Source organism: Gluconacetobacter dulcium (assembly GCF_014174165.1).
Taxonomy (GTDB): domain Bacteria; phylum Pseudomonadota; class Alphaproteobacteria; order Acetobacterales; family Acetobacteraceae; genus Gluconacetobacter; species Gluconacetobacter dulcium.
Genome location: NZ_JABEQN010000024.1, coordinates 1 through 17,537, shown reverse-complemented (window position 1 = coordinate 17,537; position 17,537 = coordinate 1). Strand labels below are relative to the sequence as shown.

The following is a 17,537-nucleotide window of genomic DNA, read 5'->3' as shown; positions in this document are numbered from 1 at the left end:
GGGCCAGACCGCGCCTCTAGGGTCCGCCCCGATACCGGACAGGCCGTCTACCGGCAGAAATGGGGCGAGGGCGCGAGGGACATGACGGATTGGGCGATCCGGCAGACCGGGTGGGCGTCGCTGCATGCCCGCATTCGCCGCCTGACCGGGCGGCACGATTCCGAAGACCTGTTGCAGACAGCCCTGCTCCACATCCTGGAACGCGGCCACACGGGCATCGCCAACACCGAAGCTTACGTGCTGCGCACGGCGCGAAACCTGGCCATCGACGAATATCGGCGCGAACAACGCGACGGCCTGGTAAGCCTCCCTCCCGACCAGACGGAGGCCATCGCCTGTCCGATGCCCCTGCCCGACGCCGTGGTGCTGGGCCGGCAGCAACTGGCCCGGCTCTCGACCGCCTTCACGGGCCTCGACGCCCGCACCGCACGCATCTTCCTGATGCACCGGCTGGACCACCTGCCCTACCGTACCATCGCCGCCCAGCTCGGCGTCAGCGTCAGCACGGTCGAAAAACAGATCAACAGGGCGCTGTGCATCCTCACGACGGCCCTGCTGGACGTCGACCCGCCATGAGCGACAGCACCGTCCAGACCGCCGCCCGCTGGTCCGCCCGCCTGCGGGCCGAAGACTGCACCGAAGACGACCGGCGCCGTTTCACCGCATGGCTGGACGAACACCCCCGCCACCGCGAGGTGTTCGCCCTGATGTCCGGCGTCTGGGCCTCATCGGCCACACTGGCGCATGGCCGGTCACGCCCGGTCACAGCCTCGCGCCGCACCGTCCTGGCGGGCGGAATCGGGCTGGCGGCCAGCCTGTTCGGCCTGCCCGGCGCACCGGCCGAAGCCATGGTCCTGCGTACCGCAACAGGCGAACGGCGCCGCTGCGTCCTGCCGGGCGGCGCCGACCTGCTGCTCGATACCCAGAGCATGCTCATCCTCCCCCCCGCGGGCGCACCCGGTCAGGCGTGGCTACCCGGCGGCCGGATCGCCCTGTCGCTCCCCGGCGGCGGCGCCCCCCTGCGCCTGGCCACGCCCACCGGCACACTCACCTCCCCGGCCGGTCAGTTCGATATCGGCGTCCTCCCTGACGGGGTGACCGCCACGGTCCTGGCCGGCCTGCTGACGGCCTTCCCGGCTTCCGGCGCGGCCCCGATCACGATCGGCAGCGGCACACGCCTCATCCTGCGCACCGGCCAAGCCCCCTGCATCGACCACCCCAGACTGGACGACCTGATCGCCTGGCGAACGGGGCGCGTCGTCTTCCGCGATACGCCGCTGAGCATGGCGATCATGGAAATGAACCGCTACAGCGAACAGAAAATGGAAATCACGTCACCCGTCGTCGGCGCGCTGCGCATCAGCGGGCTCTACCATACCGGCAACATGGCAGGCTTCGCCCGCGCCCTGACGCATCTCCTTCCCGTACGGATCGAAGGCACCCACACCCTGCGCATTGTGAAGCTTTGATGAAACGCGCGCGGATACATTGAGGACTCATCGCGGGAGTTCGTCACGCCTGTAAGCCGGCGCAACCGGCGCCACAGACAGGATTCCCCCGATGTCACGCTCGCCGTCTCCACACCCTTCGCCGCAGACCCTGGCCGCCCTCCTGATCATGTCCACCACCCTCGCCGGTCTCCAGCCGGCACGGGCCGGTACCGCCGCCCCCGTCACCGTGCACCTGCGCGCCCAGCCCCTGGCGGAATCGCTGGAAGACCTGGCGCGCATCAGCGGGCGCGACATCCTTTTTGCCAGCAGCGACATCGGCAACCGTTCCGCTCCAGCCGTGGACGGCACGCTCAGCGTGGAAGACGCGGCCTCCCGCCTGCTGCGCGGCAGCGGCCTGCATGCCGTGCCGCAGCATGACGGCGGCCTGCTGATCGAAGGCCCGGCAGGCACGCCACCCCACCCCGGCCACCCCACCCACACCGACAGGAAAGACGCAGAGGACATCACCGTCATCCGCCGCGCCGAACGCCTGGCCCCATCAACCGTGCCGCTGACGATCACCGAGCCCACTTCGGTGATCCAGAAACGCTTCATCACCAACAACATCATCCCGCTGGCCAGCGTGGACGACATCATCAAGTTCCAGCCCAGCGTCTGGTCGCAGAACCCGAACGGCCCGGGCATGGGCAAGGCCGAGAAAATCAGCCTGCGCGGCTTTCAGGACGGTCAGTACAACATGACGTTCGACGGCATCCCGTTCGGCGATGCCACCGACCTGGGCCACACCACGTCTTCGCTCTTCATCTCGCATTTTCTCGATCAGGTGCGGGTCGATCGCGGCCCCGGCACGGCCTCGACCAGCGGCAACGCCACCTTCGGCGGCACGATGGGCTTCGAATCCCGCGAACCGGCAAAGCATTTCGGCGTCACGCCTTACGGTACCTACGGCAGTTTCAACACCCGCGCCGGCGGCATCGAACTGGACAGCGGCAAGACCCGCTTCGGCTCGATGGTGCTGGACATGCAGCATGAGGAAACCGACGGCTACCTGACCGGATCGGCCGAACGGCGCAGCAACCTGCTGTTCAAGGACGTGATCGCACTGGGCGAACAGACCACCGTCACCCTGCTGACGACCTACGACAGGGAATGGCAATACACCACCCAGGGCGCGACACTGGCGGAATATGCGAAATACGGCCATGATTACGGGCTGTGTTTCGATCGCGCGCTGCAATGCTACTACGGCTACAATCCCAGCACCTACCAGTCCGATTTCAGCTACGTCAATCTCAAGACCCGCCTCACCCCCTGGCTGACATTCGAAAACAAGCTGTACACCGACGGCTTCGTGCATGATTACACCGAATCGACCGACGCCAGCCAGGACGCCCCCTCCGCCAACGGCGTCACATTCTATTCCGCCGCCGGCAAGAAACTGGCCACCTACAAACACGACATCCCCGGCAAATACGCCCGCGCCGGCTTCCGCGATTATGGCGATACGATGCGCTTTCGCGCCGCCACACCGGTCGGCGACGTCCTGTTCGGCGCCTGGGCCGACGTGCAGGACGACCGGCGCTACAGCTACGCCATCGACCTCACCCAGGGCGGCATCCCGGTACCCGGCAAGACAGGTTCCGCATACAGCTACAATATTTCGGACCTGAACACGACGGTTCAGCCCTATCTCGAATTCGACTGGCATCCCATCAAGGGCATGACGGTCAAACCCGGCATCAAATATTCCTATTTCCACCGCGATTACGATGCCGCGATCAACAAATCCACCAAGATGCCGCTCAACGACCGCCAGACCTTCACGTCCTGGCAACCCTCGATCGCGATCAACCAGATCATCCTGCCGGGCTGGAGCGCCTACGGCCAGATCGCACGCGGCTTCCTCGCCCCGCCGATGAGCGTGTTCCAGACCCAGAATGTCGGCAATGTCAGCCCCGAAACCACGCTGAACTACCAGGTCGGCACCGTCCTCCAGAAGACGCGCTGGACCCTCTCGGCCGATGCCTATTACATCGATTTCTCCAACTACATCGCCTCGGCCCAGATCAAGGTCCCCGGCATCGGCACCCAGAGCACCTCGGTCAACAGCGGCGGCGCCATCTACAAGGGTCTTGAGATCGAAGGCCAATACGCCCTGGGCGCCGGCTTCTCGCTCTACGGCAATTACAGCCTGAACGACGCCCAGTACAAACACACCCATACGCGCATCGCGTCCACCCCGAACATACTGGCCTCCTTCGGCCTGCTGTACGACAACGGAACGGGTCCATATTTCTCGCTGATCGGCAAATTCGTCGGCAATCACTGGGGCCTCGACAGCACCACCAACAGCGACGGTCACACCGCGTTCGCCAACCAGTATCGTATCGGCAGCATCACCACCGCCGACCTGGCCCTGGGCTGGCATTTCCACCACCTGAGTGGTTTCATGAGCGACCTGACCGCCAGCCTGAAGATCGCCAACCTGTTCGACAGCCACGCCATCAGCGATTTCGCCGGCAACCAGTCGGCCGCCAGCGCCGGCTATCCCGACGGCGCGCCGCTGTACTGGCGCCTGTCGGGCCGCAGCATCTTCTTCAACCTGTCGGCAACGCTCCCATGAGAACCATCGCCCGCGCCGTCGGCGCGACCCTGCTCCTGGCCGCAACGCTGGGCGGCAACACCCGCGCAGCCGAAAGGCCCGACGATCCCCTGGCCGGCGCAACGCTGGAGAAAATCGTGCTGGTCGCGCGGCATGGCATCCGCAGCCCCACCAGGGCACCGGCGGAGCTGAAAGCCCAGACCGGCCGCGACTGGCCGGCCTGGCCGGTCCCGCCGGGGCAACTGACCGCGCACGGCCGCGCGGCCCTGGCCGCCATGACGGACGCGCTGGGCCAGCGTTACCGCCAGTTCGGCCTCCTCCCCGCCACCGGCTGTCCCGCTCCCGAAGCGGTCGCGATCTGGGCCGACGCCGCCGACGACCGCACGCGCCAGAGCGGCGCGATCATGGCCGACCGTCTCGCTCCACGTTGCGACCTCCAGTCCCGCGCCCTGCCCGCAGGCCACGCCGACCCAATCTTCAATGCCGTCGGCACCGGCGCCGCGAAACGGGACGAAACGCGCGCAACCAAGGCTCTGGAGCAGGGCGTCGCCCGTGACCGCGACCACCGGCCGCCACCGGTCCAGGCCGCGCTGACACGCCTCCAGGCGCTCGTCGCGCCCGACGGCTGCGCAAGACCGGCCGGCCCGTGCCTGACGGAGCCTCTGACCCTTTCCAATCCCCACGGCACGCCGCACCTCACGGGCGGCCCGCTCCTGGCCGCCACCATCGCCGAGAACATGATGCTGGCCTATGCGCAGGGCATGGCGCCGGAACAGGTGGCCTGGGGCGCGCCGAACGCCGCCGCGCTGCTGGCCACGGTCCTGCCCGCGCACGGATATGCGGCGGCACTGACCCGTCGCCAGCCCGCCTTCGCCGTCCCGCGCGGAGCGGTCCTGTCCCGCGCCATCATCGACCTGATGGCCGACCTCCCGGTCACCCTGCCCGACCACAGCGCAATCGGGCCAAACACGCGGGTCATCCTGTTCGCCGGCCATGACACGACGCTGGACACGCTGGCGGCGATCTTCGGCCTCGACTGGACCTTCACCGACCAGCCCGATTACACGGCGCCGGACACGACCCTGGCCTTCGAGCGCTGGCGCCTGAAGGATGGCAGCCGCGTGGTGCGCGCGGTCATCCTCCATCAGGGGCTCGAACAGCTTCGGGCAGCCCGGCGGCCGGACCTTGCAGGCAGCGGCGCAGCGACCCTGCCGATCGGCACCTGCGGGGGCGCGACACTCTGCCCGGCGGGGACTCTGCGCCCCATCATAATTTTCTGACCAAACAGTCAAATTTTTCATTGCGAAATAAATACAAACTCTGCGATAGATAATGTCACAGGTCATGCTTCATGACGGAGACCGTCTATCGTGGATTCGCGCCCGGACATTGCCGCCAACCGCCTGTCATCCGAATGCCTGGCCATCAATTTCGCCGACGCCCACCCGCCGCTGACACGCGGCCAGGCGTCGATCGAGGCTGATCGCTGCTATTTCTGCTACGACGCGCCGTGCGTGGAGGCCTGCCCCACCGGCATCGACATCCCCGGCTTCATCCGGGGCATCGCCACCGGCAACCTGGCCGGCGCGGCGCGCACCATCCTGGCGTCCAACATCCTCGGCGGCTCCTGCGCCCGCGTCTGCCCGACCGAAATCCTGTGCGAAGGCGCATGCGTGCGCACGGCGCAGGAGGAAAAGCCGGTCGTCATCGGCGCATTGCAGCGCCATGCCACCGACTGGCAGATGCATGCGGGGACCCAACCCTTCCCCCGCGCCGCCGAAACCGGCCGACGCATCGCCATCGTCGGCGCCGGGCCGGCCGGCCTGGCCTGCGCCCATCGCCTGGCCATGTACGGTCACACGGTCACCATCCTCGATGCCCGGCCCAGGGCCGGCGGCCTGAACGAATACGGCATCGCCGCCTACAAGGTGCCGGACGATTTCGCACAGCACGAAATCGACTTCATCACCGCCATCGGCGGCATCACCATCGAAACCGGCCGGATGCTGGGCCGCGACGTCACATTGGCCGATCTCGAAGCGGCATATGATGCCGTCTTCCTCGCCATCGGCCAGGCCGGGGTGCGCGCGCTGGGCATCGCGGGCGAGGATCTGGACGGCGTCCTCAACGCCGTGGATTTCATCGCCGGCCTGCGCGCTTCCACCACCGGGGCCGATGTCCCGGTCGGGCGGCGCGTGGTCGTGATCGGCGGCGGCAACACCGCCATCGACGCCGCCGTGCAGGCCCGCCGCCTGGGCGCCGAGGAGGTCACGCTGGTCTATCGGCGCGGGGCCGAAACCATGTCGGCCACCAGCGTCGAGCAGGCCTGGGCGCAGACCAACGGCGTCGCCATCCGCACATGGGCCGCACCGCAGCGCCTCGACGGCACCAACGGCGCGGTCCGCTCGATCACCTTCACCGGCGGCCGGCTGCTGGAGGGTCGACCGGTCCACGACCAGGGCACATTCACGCTGGAGGCCGATATGGTGCTGAAGGCGGTGGGCCAGCTTTTCCTGCCGGACCCGCTGGATCGCGGCGCGCTCGCCATCGAAAACGGCCGCATCGCGGTCGACGCCCAGGGGCGCACCACGCGCCGCTTCGTCTATGCCGGCGGCGACTGCACGCCCGGCGACGACCTGACGGTGGTGGCGGTCCGCGACGGCCGCAACGCCGCCGAGGCCATCCACGCCGATCTCACAGAAGCAACGGGAGCCTGAGCCATGGCCGATCTGCGCAGCCTCTTCGCCGGCATCCGTTCGCCCAACCCGTTCTGGCTGGCCTCCGCCCCGCCGACCGACAAGGACTATAACGTCCGCCGCGCGCTGGCGGCCGGCTGGGGCGGCGTGGTGTGGAAAACGCTGGGCGAAGACCCGCCGGTGGTCAATGTCAGCAGCCGGTACGGCGCCTTCAATTACAATGGCGACCGGCTGGTCGGGCTCAACAATATCGAGCTGATCACCGACCGCCCGCTGGCCGTCAACCTGGCCGAAATCAAGTCGGTCAAACGCGACTACCCCGACCGCGCCATCGTGGTCAGCCTGATGGTGCCCTGCGTCGAGGAAAGCTGGAAACGCATCCTGCCGCTGGTGGAAGAAACCGGGGCCGACGGCATCGAACTCAATTTCGGCTGTCCGCATGGCATGTCCGAACGCAACATGGGCTCGGCCGTCGGCCAGGTGCCCGAATATGTCGAGATGGTCACGCGCTGGGTAAAGCAGAACACCCGCATGCCGACCATCGTGAAGCTCACACCGAACATCACCGACATCATGCAACCGGCCGGCGCCGCCCTGCGCGGCGGTGCCGATGCGGTCTCGCTGATCAACACCATCCAGTCGGTGGTCGCGGTCGATCTCGACGCCATGGCGCCGATGCCGGTGGTCGGCGGCCTGGGCACCCATGGCGGCTATTGCGGCCCGGCCGTCAAGCCGATCGCACTGCGCATGGTGGGCGAGATCGCACGCAACGCCGTGACGCGCGGCCTGCCGATTTCAGGCATCGGCGGCATTTCAACCTGGCGCGACGCAGCGGAATTTCTCGTCATGGGCGCCGGCACACTGCAAGTCTGCACGGCGGCGATGCATTACGGCTTCCGCATCGTCGAAGACATGATCACCGGCCTGTCCAACTGGATGGACCAGAAAGGCTTCGCCACCATCGACGACGTCACCGGCCGCGCGATTCCGAATTTCGTCAACTGGAACCAGCTCAACCTGAAATTCAGGACCCTCGCGAAAATCGACCAGGATGCCTGCATCAAATGCGGCCTGTGCCACATCGCCTGCGAGGACACATCGCACCAGGCCATCGCCAAACTGCACATCGACAGCGCACGCCGTTACGAAGTGATCGACGAGGAATGCGTGGGCTGCAATCTCTGCGCCCATGTCTGCCCGGTCGATGACTGCATCACCATGGTACCGCAGCCGGTGGAGGGTGTGCTGACCTGGCCTCATCATCCGAACAATCCCGCACGGGCGGCCGAGTAAAAAAGACGACCATTCATTCGGGGACCTCGCACGCCCTAAAAAAACTCCAGAGAAAATAAAAGTTTTCTGGTTCTTTTTTTCAAAAAAGAACGCCCCCTTCAAACATCCTTCGGCGGCTCCACCGGCAGCCGCCAATCGATCGGCGTCACCCCATGGCTGACCAGAAATTCATTGGCCTTGGAAAAATGACGGCACCCGAAGAAGCCATTATGCGCCGAGAGCGGTGACGGATGCGCCGCCTTCAGCACCAGATGCCGCGACTGGTCGACAAAGGCCGCCTTTCGCTGGGCATACGCGCCCCACAGCATGAAGACAGCCGGCGTGCGCTGTTCATTGACGCGGGCGATCACGGCGTCGGTAAACTGCTCCCACCCCTGCTTCTGGTGCGAGGCCGCATTGCCGCGTTCCACCGTCAGCACAGAGTTCAGCAGCAGCACGCCCTGCTTCGCCCAGGATTCCAGATAGCCATGACGGGCAGGCGGAATCCCCAGATCGCTCTGGAGTTCCTTGTAGATATTGACCAGAGACGGTGGAATGCGCACGCCGGGCCGCACGCTGAAGCACAACCCATGGGCCTGCCCATCCCCATGATACGGGTCCTGGCCCAGAATCACGACCTTGACGTCGTTCAGCGGGGTCAGGTCCAGCGCCCGGAAATATTCCGCTCCCTTGGGGAAGATCACCTTGCCCCGTGCCTTCTCCGCCTGAAGGAATGCCTTCAGCGCCTGCATGTAGGGCGCGTCGAATTCGGGGGCCAGAGCCGTCTTCCAGCTCTCATCCAGTCTGATCGTCATGACGGCATCAAGCGACGCCACGCCGCAAAAATCAAGCCGCACCGCCCGCCCCCGCCGTTCAGGGCGGGGGCGGAACAGGCTCAGGCCGCAACATCCACCAGCACGATCTCGGCATCGTCGAGCGCGCGCACGACCAGCGTGTCGGTCTCCGAAATCGCCGCGCCGTCCCGTGTGCCCACGGTCTTTCCCTCGATCTCCACGCTGCCCTTGGCGGGGACGAGATAACCCATCCGTTCCACGCCCAGCCGGTATTCCGCGCTTTCCCCCTTCTTCAGGGTCGCGCCCAGAACCCGCGCATCGGCATGGATCGGCAAGGCATCGCCTCCCGCGTCGGCATCGTAACCCGAGGCCAGCGCCACGAATCCGCCGCCACGCTCGCCCCGGGGAAAGCTCCGCGTGCCCCACGATGGCGCATGCCCCGTACGATCGGGCATGATCCATATCTGGAAGATGCGCGTCGTGCCGGGCTCGCGGTTATACTCGCTGTGCATGATGCCGGTCCCGGCCGACATCACCTGCACGTCGCCCGCCTCGGTGCGCCCCGAATTGCCCAGATTATCCCGATGCGTAATGGCCCCTTGGCGCACATAGGTGATGATTTCCATGTCGCGGTGCGGATGGGTGCCGAACCCGGTTCCCGGCGCGATGGCATCATCGTTCCATACGCGCAACGCACCCCAGTGCATCCGGCGCGGATCGTAATAATCCGCGAAGGAAAAATGATGTTTCGCATCGAGCCAGCCATGGTCAGCATGACCTAGCTCCGCGAACGGCCGAACGTCGATCATCGTGATCGCCTCCAATGCGTTGAATGTCTGGACGGACCCTACGCCTCCGCCGACGCCCGGCGATACGGCAGGAAGCGAAACCCTTCGTTTCCGGAATTTCCACGCCCCAGCGCCATCAGCCCGGCATCTGGACGGTCCCTCCCGGAAAATATATGGAAAGAGTCCGACCTGACCGTTTCAAAAGAGGCTACTCCGCATGCGATTGCCCGATTTCGAAGCCTGGGCGATTTTCGCGAAAGTGGCCGAATGGGGCTCGTTCGCACGCGCGGCCGAGGATATCCAGCTCTCCAAGCCAACCGTCTCGAAGGCCGTCTCCCGGCTGGAGCAGGCCCTGGGCGCCAGCTTGTTCAACCGCAATTCGCGGCAATTATCCCTCACCGAGATGGGCCGCCACGCCCTGGGCCATGCCAGCCGGATCATCGCCGAAGCCGAGGCCGCCGAGGCGGGGGCCAGGGACGGCACGCTGAAACCCTCGGGCCTGATCCGCATCGCCGCCCCCATGACGTTCGGCGTCAAGCATATCTCACCGATCCTGCCCGCCTTCCTGCACCGCTACCCCGATATCGACCTTACGCTCGATTTCAGCGATTCGATCGTCGATCTGGTGGCCGAGGGCTACGACATCGCGCTGCGGATCTCCTCGCTGGCGGATTCATCGCTGCGAGCCCGCCGGCTCTGCGCGGTCAGGCTCCTGCTGGTCGCCACCCCGGCCTGGCTGGATGTAACCGGCCGCCCCACCCATCCGCGCGATCTGGAAGCGTACAAGAGCTTCGTCTACACCAACACCTCGGCACCGGGGACGATGCGACTGCACCATGCGCCTTCCGGCAAGGATTACGTGCTCTCTCAGGCCTCGCGCCTGCGCGCGAACAATGCGGAAGGGTTCCTGCCGGCGCTCGAGGCCGGACTGGGCTTCGGCCTGTTTCCCGAATTCATGATCTGGGACAGCCTCCAGGCCGGACGCCTGGAAATCATCCTGCCGGACTGGCAGGCCCCGCCGATCGCGCTCTATCTGGTCACGCCTCCCAGCCCGCTGCGCCCGGCGCGCGTCAACGCCTTGCTGGATTATTTCGTCGAGGCCTTCGCGCTGCCACCGTGGGCGCGCCACCCCACCCAGCAGGAATAGCGTTTCTCACCGTTCACCGCCGACTGTCGAGCCCGGCGATCAACAACGCATCCGCCTCTCCCGGAGCCGGCCGTCCGTAAAGATAGCCCTGCACTTCCCGGCATCCTTCCGCGCGCACCAGCGCAAGCTGGTCCTCGGTCTCGACCCCTTCGGCGACGATCCGCACCCCCAGGCGCTGGCCCAGATCGGCAATGGCCCGTACCACGGCGGCGCATTCCGGGCGTTCCAGCGCATCCCTCACGAAGGAGCCATCGATCTTGATCTTGTCGAACGCGAATGTCCGCAGATGGGCCAGCGACGAATAGCCGGTCCCGAAATCGTCCAGCGAAATCCGCACGCCCATCTCACGCAGCGACAGCAGCTCCTGGATGCCGCGATGCTCGTCGCCCAGCAGCGCCGTCTCGGTCACCTCGATCTCCAGCCGCTCCGCCGGCAGGCCCGAAGCGGCAAGAGTCGCCGATACGAGATCGACCAGAGTTCCCTTGCCCAACTGCATGGCAGACACGTTGACGGCCACATGCGCCTCGTCCGCCCATTGCGCGGCACTCCGGCAGGCCCGGTCCAGGATGAACGCGCCCAACTGGTCGATCAGACCGCACTGCTCGGCCACCGGCACGAACCGGCCGGGAGAAACCCAGCCCTGCTCAGGATGATGCCAGCGCGCCAGGGCCTCGCGCGACGTCACACGCCCGGACGGAAGATCGATGATCGGTTGGTAGAACACGAACACCCCATCCCCGCTCGCCAGGGCCGATCGCAGTTCCTCTTCCAGGCGCACGCGCTCCTGCACCTGCTTCTCAAGATCGGGCGAGAACAGCCTGGCGGTCCCCCTCCCGGCTTCCTTGGCGGCATACAGCGCCATGTCGGCGCGCGACAGCAGGATATCGGGTTCCCCGCCATGTTCCGGCGCCAGAGCAATGCCGACCGAGGCCCCGATCCGGATCGTCCGATCGTAATCCAGATCGAAGGGCGCGCCGAGCGCCGTAACGATCAGGTCGGCCAGCAAAAGCGCCTGCTGGCGGGAATCATGGGGCAGCAGCACGGCAAACTCGTCCCCCCCGAGACGGGTCAGCGTGACGGCAGGACCATTGCAGACCATTTTCAGCCTGGCCGCCACCTGCTGAAGCAGGGCATCGCCGATCTGGTGCCCGCGCGTGTCGTTGACCAGCTTGAAGCCATCCAGGTCGATGTAGAGCAAGCCCACCCGATTGCCGGGCGTGGCCAGACGATCCTCGAGTTCCCTGCGGAACGTGACCCGGTTGGGCAATTCGGTCAGCGCATCGTAATGCGCCAGATGGCGGATGCGATTTTCCGCCTCCACTTCCTTGGTCACCAGCGCCCAGGTCAGCATGGGCGCCATATAATGACCGTCCATGGCGGTGATGGCGGAAATCTTGAGGTCCAGAACCTCGTCGCCCAGACGGATGCGCGCATTGTGCGGCAGGTTGTTCGGGTCCGCGAGAATCCCGCGCTGATGGGCCGGCGAACGGTGGAACACGTCGATGGAGGTGCCGATCAGGTCATCGGCGCGGATCGGCAACAGATGTTCGATGCTGCGGATCAGCACTTTGGACATCTGGTTGGCATAGTTGATGATATAGGTCTGCGGCTCGACCGTCATCACCGCCACGGGCATGTTGTCGATCATCCGCAGCAGCAGTTCCTGTTCCTTCGCCCGCCGCTGCTCCTCCGCCCGCGCATTCACGGTCTTTGAAAAATCGCGATAGGTGCTGGTCAGCACGACAAGGCCACCGATCGAATCGACAAGCAGGCTCATGGTTGCCGCCAGATGGATCGCTGTCCCGCTGACCAGGCAGAGAATGAACAGCGTCACGTTGGCGATGATCGCGAGCCGGATCGCCGCGCCCCGCAGATGCGCAAGGCAGTATATGACGGCCAGCGTGGTGGTGGCGACAAAGAAGAAGAGAAAGGACCGTGTCGCCGCGTCACCGTAGGAATACAGGGCGAACACCCATCCTGCCTGGAGGATGATCAACCCGACCGAAAGACGGCTGGTATTGGCCAGCGCCGCCAGAACCTGGTCGAGCGTCGGATCGGCCTTTCTGGCCCGTAGCCAGGCCCGCATCCTCACGACGCAGAACACGGTGCACAATGCGGGGCACAGGAGCGAAAGCCAGCCGGGTGCCTGTCGAACGAACAAGGCGCCAAGCAGCCACGCATTGGCAATCAGGATGACATGCATGATCGGCAGGGTCTGGGCGCAGCGATAGTACCGGGCCACCGCCAGTTCAGAGCTTTCGGCCTCGCCGGTGCCAAACCAGCCTTCGCGGCCGAAAGGCCAGTTGAGAGTCTTCATGCCCCGCTCTCCGCCCGCCTCATATCCACCGCACCTGCGCCATCCGGGCCACCATTCAGCCGCGCGATCTGCCCCTTGCGGATGATGTCATCCACCGTGACGGGATGTCCGAGGAGAAATCCCTGCGCTTCCTCGCAACCTTCGACATTCAGCATCGAAAGCTGGTCGTAGGTTTCGATGCCTTCCGCCATCACCGGAATGCCGAAGCTCTTTCCCAACGCCAGGACGGCCCGGATGATGGCCGTCGTCTGGGTCGTCGCCTCCGAGGCGCTGAAGAAGGACCGGTCGATCTTGATCCGGTCGAAGGTGAACGATCGCAGGGTATCCAGCGACGAATAGCCCGTGCCGAAATCATCCAGCGCAATGCTCACCTTCAACGCCCGGATCTGGCGCAACAGATCCAGCGACCGCTCGCGGTCGGCGAAAATAGTCGATTCCGTCAGTTCCAGTTCCAGCCGTTCGGGGGCCAGCCCCGTCTCGGCCAGAACTTTCCGAACAATCTCCGGCAGATCGGCGTTGATGAACTGCACGGCGGAGAGATTGACGGCGATCGTATAAGGCGGCTCCCACGTCACGGCTTCGCGGCACGCCGTGTACAGCACCCATTCCCCGATCGACAGGATCAGCCCGCTCTCCTCGGCCAGCGGAATAAACTCACTGGGGGGAATCTGGCCCAATCTGGGATGATTCCAGCGCAGCAGGGCCTCGTAGCCGCGAATGCGGCCGGTGGAGACGATCGTCTGGACCTGATAATGCAGCGTAAGCTGGTTATGGCTGATCGCATCGCGCAGATCCGCGGCCAGCGCACGACGTTCGCGAATCCGTTCGTCCATGCCGGCTTCGTAGAAACAAATCCGCTGCAACGGGTTCGATTTGGCGCGATACATCGCCAGATCCGCGCAATTGACCAGATTTTCCCTGTCGACGGCATCATCGGGAAAGATCGCAACCCCCAGGCTGCCCCCGGGCGTGATTTCAAGATTTTCAAACGCGATCGGGTCCGAAAGGGCCTGTTCAATCCGGGAGACAAACCCGGTGACATCGCCGGAAATGCCGATACGGTACAGCGCCGTGAATTCGTCTCCGCCGGTCCGGGCGATAAACCGGCCCTGCTCCACCTGCTGCATGGCCTTCATGCGCTGGCCAAGCACGCGCAGCACCTCATCGCCAACCGAATGCCCACGCAGATCGTTGATGTCCTTGAAACGATCCAGATCAATGCCGATCAGGGCCAGCCGGCCCCCGCGCTGCGCCGCCAGCGCGATTTCAAAATCCAGCCGATCATTGAAATGCGCCCGGTTCGGCAGACCGGTCAGCGCATCGTTCAACGCCATGCGCCGCAATCGTTCGACGGTCTCGGCCCGCGTGCTGTCGTCGATCAGGTAGCTGACCATACCCATCACCAGGATGATCAGGCTCATGCCGATCACCGCCATGGTCATGGTTCTCAGGGCTTCGGAATGAACGGACACCACGCTCTCGCCGCCCGAAACGACATGAAAGGCCGTCATGCCCAGAAAATGCACCGACAGGATGGCGGCGGCGAACAGAGCGGCCATGGCATTGGTGCCCCGCGCCGTGCCCTTCAGCGCCATATACAGGGCCGCCATGGCCAGAACGGGACCAAGTATGCCCGACTCGACCACATAGAGCAGATCCCAATGGACCTGCCCTTGGACATGAAAGGCCATCATGCCGACGTAATGCATGGCCGCGATCGAAAACCCCAGCAGGCCGCCGCCCACCACGGAGGGCCATCTGATGGCCTTGCTGCCCGCGGCGATAAACCCCAGGACACTCCCGACGATGCAGATGAACAGCGACAGCAGGGTCAGGAACGGATCGAACGTCACGACCGCCCCCGACCGGAAGCCCATCATCGCGATGAAGTGCGTGCACCAGATGGCCACGCCGGTCGCCAGGGCGGTCAACACGTACCACCCGATCCGCTGCGACCCGTTCGTCTGCATGGCGCGGCGGAACAGGCGCGCCGTCACCCACGCCCCCACGCCGCAGAGAAACGCTGCGACCAGCACGATCCGAAGGTCATGCTCAAGAAGGATGCAGGCGAATAAAGAACTCACCGAAACATGTCTTTCTTCAATGAAAAAAAGCGCGATTTTTCTGCCTAATATCACCGAAGAAATATTCTTCAAGTCCTTATCCGGCTCCACTGATACTGAATTCGCGCATATCCCAACCACCGCCGGTCATGATGCCACGCACTCGCAATCAGGACCCGACCCCCCGGTTACGGACGACCGTTCGGCACGCGCGCCCGCATCGAGGCGCGCCCGCAAAACGCCCGAAGGGCGCCCTCACCGGCCGCTGACGCCCCCGCTTCGGTCATGCAGCATGATGGCCCTGAGCGCGGCCGCCAGGTCTTCCCCGGCCGGAGCCCGCATTTCGGCCCGGCGCAGCAGCGCGGGCACAAGGGCCGCCGCCCGCGCCGGGTTGCGGGTCCAGGCGCGCAGAAACGCCGCCAGCCGCCGGGCAACAGGCACCGGAAGCGCGCCGCCCGCCATGACCTCGCGAATCTCGATCACACACAGGCCCTGCACCATGACGGCCATATGCGCGGCGAAATAGGCGAAAAGCAGTTCCTCACGCACACCCCGCCCGGTGCGGACGGCGCGCACCATGCTCTCGGCGTTCGTCATCAGCCAGGTGCGCGCCGAAGGCACGCTCCGCCCCGTCGCCAGGCCGGGCAACCGCCGTTCCGCCCAGCCGATGGTGCGCCGCAGATGCTCGTCGGGCCGAAAGGGCAGCACGAGGCGGAACATCGCCCCGGCAAAAAACACCGCCGCCAGAAAAGCCATCGTCCCGTTCAGGAAGGCGCTTTCGTCATACCGACCGGCGTTGGACGGACCGATCAGGACCGGCAGAAACATGTTGAAGGAAAAGGCATGGTTCGCCAGTCGCGGCGTCCGGGCGGCCAGCCCACCGACCACCATCGGCACCAGCAGGCAGAAGGCCAGCATTTCCGGCGCCGTCACCATCGGCACGATCAGCAGCACATAGACAGCGGCGACGACCGCACACCACACCGCCCCCCGGGCGAAGGCCGCCGAAGCCAGTACCGGCACCTCCCGCGTCGCCAGCAGCCCATAGACCAGCACGACATACGCAATGAACCCGATCCCCGATGGCCACGCCGTCACATACCAGATCACCGACGCCGCCAGCACGCCCGCCGCCACCCGCGCGCCATTCCTCAGCCCCTGCGTCGCCTGCCGTACCGAACGGCTGCGAAACCGAAAGCGGTCCCCGCGGCGCGGCGCGGCGATGGCCGCGATATGCCGCTCCCCGCCATCCAGCCTCCGCAGCACGGAGGCCCAGGGCGCCCCCGCGCGGACCCGCGCCATGGCCGCCAGCAGGTCGGCCACCGCCGCGCGGGCATGGTCGGCCACCCGCCCGGCCGCCGGCCCCATCTCCAGCACATCGAATTCGATCCGCGCCGATGCCGTCATGATATCTGCCAGCAGGGCGCTTTCGGTCGCCGGGCCGGGCTCGGCCGCATGCCAGTTCTCCAGCCTCTGCCGGGCCATGGCGGACATGCCGCGCAACCGCGCCAGCAATGCCCCCCGCGCCCGCTCGCGCATGCCGGGCGAAAACAGCATGGCCAGCGCCGCCTCGCAGAGAATAGCGCCGCCTCGCAGAGAATACCGAGCGCGATATACGTCCCCCGCGCCATCGCGATGAAGAACGCATCGCCAGGCGAGGCGATCCCATCCGTGGCCACGATGGCGGCCGTAAAGCTGGCGACCAGAAAGCCGTAGCTCCGGTAGCCGTCAAAAGCCGTGGCCAGCCCGCAGCACACCCCGGTCCACAGGGCGAGGCAGAGAAAGAACAGCCCCGCCTCCTGCGGAAAGGCGGCAATCAGCGCCACCCCCACGCCGCACCCCACGACCGTCCCGGCCAGACGCCACCGTGCCTTGGAAAACGACTCCCCGCGCGAGGCCGTCGCCACGGTCCAGACGGTCAGCGGCGCCCATTGCGGGCTGCCCAGTTCCATCCACATCGCAATCAGCAACGACAGGATGGCGGCGCACGCAGTCCGGACCGCGAACCCCAGATCGGCCCGCGCAGGCGCGAACAGCCAGTTCCACCGCTCCGCGCTCACAGCCGTCTTCACTCCCCCGCTTTCGGCGGCGGACAGTGAGCGTGGGCACAGGCGGCGTCCAAGTGATTTTCGTGATCAGGTCATAAAGCGCGCTTATGAAGCCAGGTTTCTCTTCTTTTTCTGAAGAAAAAGAAGCAAAAAGACTTCTATCAGTTCAGGGCCATCGGGACTGTCAGGAATTTCGTGTGCGAGGCGTTGAGCACATTGTTGATCAGACGGTGGCGCGCGCGAAGCGGTCACCGAAGAGAATGGCGAACTGTGCCTTTGCCATGGACCATTCCCTCGGGGGCATGATCCATTCTTTCTCGGCCCGGTTCAAGGCCAGGAAGAGGAGCTTGAGGGCCGCG

13 protein-coding genes and 1 pseudogene are annotated in these 17,537 nt (G+C 65.6%); 7 read left to right on the top strand and 7 right to left on the bottom strand.

The window, feature by feature from the left end:
- Positions 1-81 precede the first annotated feature (81 nt).
- The 6 genes from HLH25_RS16375 to preA all read left to right on the top strand — a co-directional run bounded on the left by HLH25_RS16375 (position 82) and on the right by preA (position 8,042).
- Entirely contained in the window at positions 82-576 is a 495-nt protein-coding gene (locus HLH25_RS16375) for an RNA polymerase sigma factor (RefSeq protein ID WP_182975092.1), read from the top strand.
- Entirely contained in the window at positions 573-1,469 is an 897-nt protein-coding gene (locus HLH25_RS16370; RefSeq protein WP_182975091.1) for a FecR family protein, read from the top strand. The genes HLH25_RS16375 and HLH25_RS16370 overlap by 4 nt, the downstream gene beginning before the upstream one ends.
- 91 nt (positions 1,470-1,560) lie before the next feature.
- Positions 1,561-4,074 carry a TonB-dependent receptor domain-containing protein gene (locus HLH25_RS16365; RefSeq protein ID WP_246402598.1) on the top strand — a complete coding sequence of 838 codons (2,514 nt, stop codon included), beginning with the start codon at positions 1,561-1,563 and terminating at the stop codon, positions 4,072-4,074.
- Complete coding sequence (locus HLH25_RS16360) at positions 4,071-5,333, top strand: histidine-type phosphatase (protein WP_182975090.1); 1,263 nt, start codon at positions 4,071-4,073, stop codon at positions 5,331-5,333. The genes HLH25_RS16365 and HLH25_RS16360 overlap by 4 nt, the downstream gene beginning before the upstream one ends.
- 90 nt (positions 5,334-5,423) lie before the next feature.
- Positions 5,424-6,770, top strand: a complete 1,347-nt coding sequence (locus tag HLH25_RS16355) for an NAD(P)-dependent oxidoreductase (protein ID WP_182975089.1) — start codon at positions 5,424-5,426, stop codon at positions 6,768-6,770.
- Between the two features lie 3 nt (positions 6,771-6,773).
- Complete coding sequence (preA, locus tag HLH25_RS16350) at positions 6,774-8,042, top strand: NAD-dependent dihydropyrimidine dehydrogenase subunit PreA (protein ID WP_182975088.1); 1,269 nt, start codon at positions 6,774-6,776, stop codon at positions 8,040-8,042.
- 98 nt (positions 8,043-8,140) lie between these two features.
- Here the strand turns inward: preA and ung are convergent, their stop codons facing one another.
- Positions 8,141-8,836: a uracil-DNA glycosylase gene (gene ung / locus HLH25_RS16345; protein WP_182975087.1), complete on the bottom strand. Its 696-nt coding sequence runs from the start codon at positions 8,834-8,836 to the stop codon at positions 8,141-8,143.
- A gap of 80 nt (positions 8,837-8,916) precedes the next feature.
- The gene (locus tag HLH25_RS16340; RefSeq protein ID WP_182975086.1) at positions 8,917-9,624 is read right to left on the bottom strand and encodes a pirin family protein; all 708 of its coding nucleotides are present in this window, start codon (positions 9,622-9,624) and stop codon (positions 8,917-8,919) included.
- A 196-nt stretch (positions 9,625-9,820) separates the two neighbouring features.
- On the opposite strand from HLH25_RS16340, the gene HLH25_RS16335 reads away from it, so the two are divergent.
- On the top strand, positions 9,821-10,750 hold the full coding sequence (locus HLH25_RS16335) for a LysR family transcriptional regulator (RefSeq protein ID WP_182975085.1): 930 nt from the start codon (positions 9,821-9,823) through the stop codon (positions 10,748-10,750).
- Between the two features lie 13 nt (positions 10,751-10,763).
- On the opposite strand, the gene HLH25_RS16330 is transcribed toward HLH25_RS16335, so the two are convergent.
- From HLH25_RS16330 to HLH25_RS16315, 5 genes and pseudogenes are all read right to left on the bottom strand, one after another.
- The gene (locus HLH25_RS16330; protein WP_182975084.1) at positions 10,764-13,067 is read right to left on the bottom strand and encodes a putative bifunctional diguanylate cyclase/phosphodiesterase; all 2,304 of its coding nucleotides are present in this window, start codon (positions 13,065-13,067) and stop codon (positions 10,764-10,766) included.
- On the bottom strand, positions 13,064-15,151 hold the full coding sequence (locus HLH25_RS16325) for a putative bifunctional diguanylate cyclase/phosphodiesterase (protein ID WP_182975083.1): 2,088 nt from the start codon (positions 15,149-15,151) through the stop codon (positions 13,064-13,066). The genes HLH25_RS16330 and HLH25_RS16325 overlap by 4 nt, the downstream gene beginning before the upstream one ends.
- A 234-nt stretch (positions 15,152-15,385) precedes the next feature.
- On the bottom strand, positions 15,386-16,432 hold the full coding sequence (locus tag HLH25_RS16320) for an FUSC family protein (protein WP_310889133.1): 1,047 nt from the start codon (positions 16,430-16,432) through the stop codon (positions 15,386-15,388).
- A gap of 101 nt (positions 16,433-16,533) precedes the next feature.
- Complete coding sequence (locus HLH25_RS20680) at positions 16,534-17,202, bottom strand: FUSC family protein (protein WP_310889129.1); 669 nt, start codon at positions 17,200-17,202, stop codon at positions 16,534-16,536.
- Between the two features lie 199 nt (positions 17,203-17,401).
- Positions 17,402-17,537, bottom strand: a pseudogene (locus HLH25_RS16315) (IS256 family transposase); the annotation flags it as partial.

What these genes read in the sequence shown, in the direction of transcription:
- HLH25_RS16360 (WP_182975090.1), top strand. Translation starts at nt 4,071, where the DNA reads ATGAGAACCATCGCCCGCGCCGTCGGCGCGACCCTGCTCCTGGCCGCA.
- HLH25_RS16320 (WP_310889133.1), bottom strand. Translation starts at nt 16,432, where the DNA reads ATGGCGCGGGTCCGCGCGGGGGCGCCCTGGGCCTCCGTGCTGCGGAGG.
- HLH25_RS16365 (WP_246402598.1), top strand. Translation starts at nt 1,561, where the DNA reads ATGTCACGCTCGCCGTCTCCACACCCTTCGCCGCAGACCCTGGCCGCC.
- HLH25_RS16375 (WP_182975092.1), top strand. Translation starts at nt 82, where the DNA reads ATGACGGATTGGGCGATCCGGCAGACCGGGTGGGCGTCGCTGCATGCC.
- HLH25_RS16330 (WP_182975084.1), bottom strand. Translation starts at nt 13,067, where the DNA reads ATGAAGACTCTCAACTGGCCTTTCGGCCGCGAAGGCTGGTTTGGCACC.
- HLH25_RS16335 (WP_182975085.1), top strand. Translation starts at nt 9,821, where the DNA reads ATGCGATTGCCCGATTTCGAAGCCTGGGCGATTTTCGCGAAAGTGGCC.
- HLH25_RS16370 (WP_182975091.1), top strand. Translation starts at nt 573, where the DNA reads ATGAGCGACAGCACCGTCCAGACCGCCGCCCGCTGGTCCGCCCGCCTG.
- preA (WP_182975088.1), top strand. Translation starts at nt 6,774, where the DNA reads ATGGCCGATCTGCGCAGCCTCTTCGCCGGCATCCGTTCGCCCAACCCG.
- ung (WP_182975087.1), bottom strand. Translation starts at nt 8,836, where the DNA reads ATGACGATCAGACTGGATGAGAGCTGGAAGACGGCTCTGGCCCCCGAA.
- HLH25_RS16340 (WP_182975086.1), bottom strand. Translation starts at nt 9,624, where the DNA reads ATGATCGACGTTCGGCCGTTCGCGGAGCTAGGTCATGCTGACCATGGC.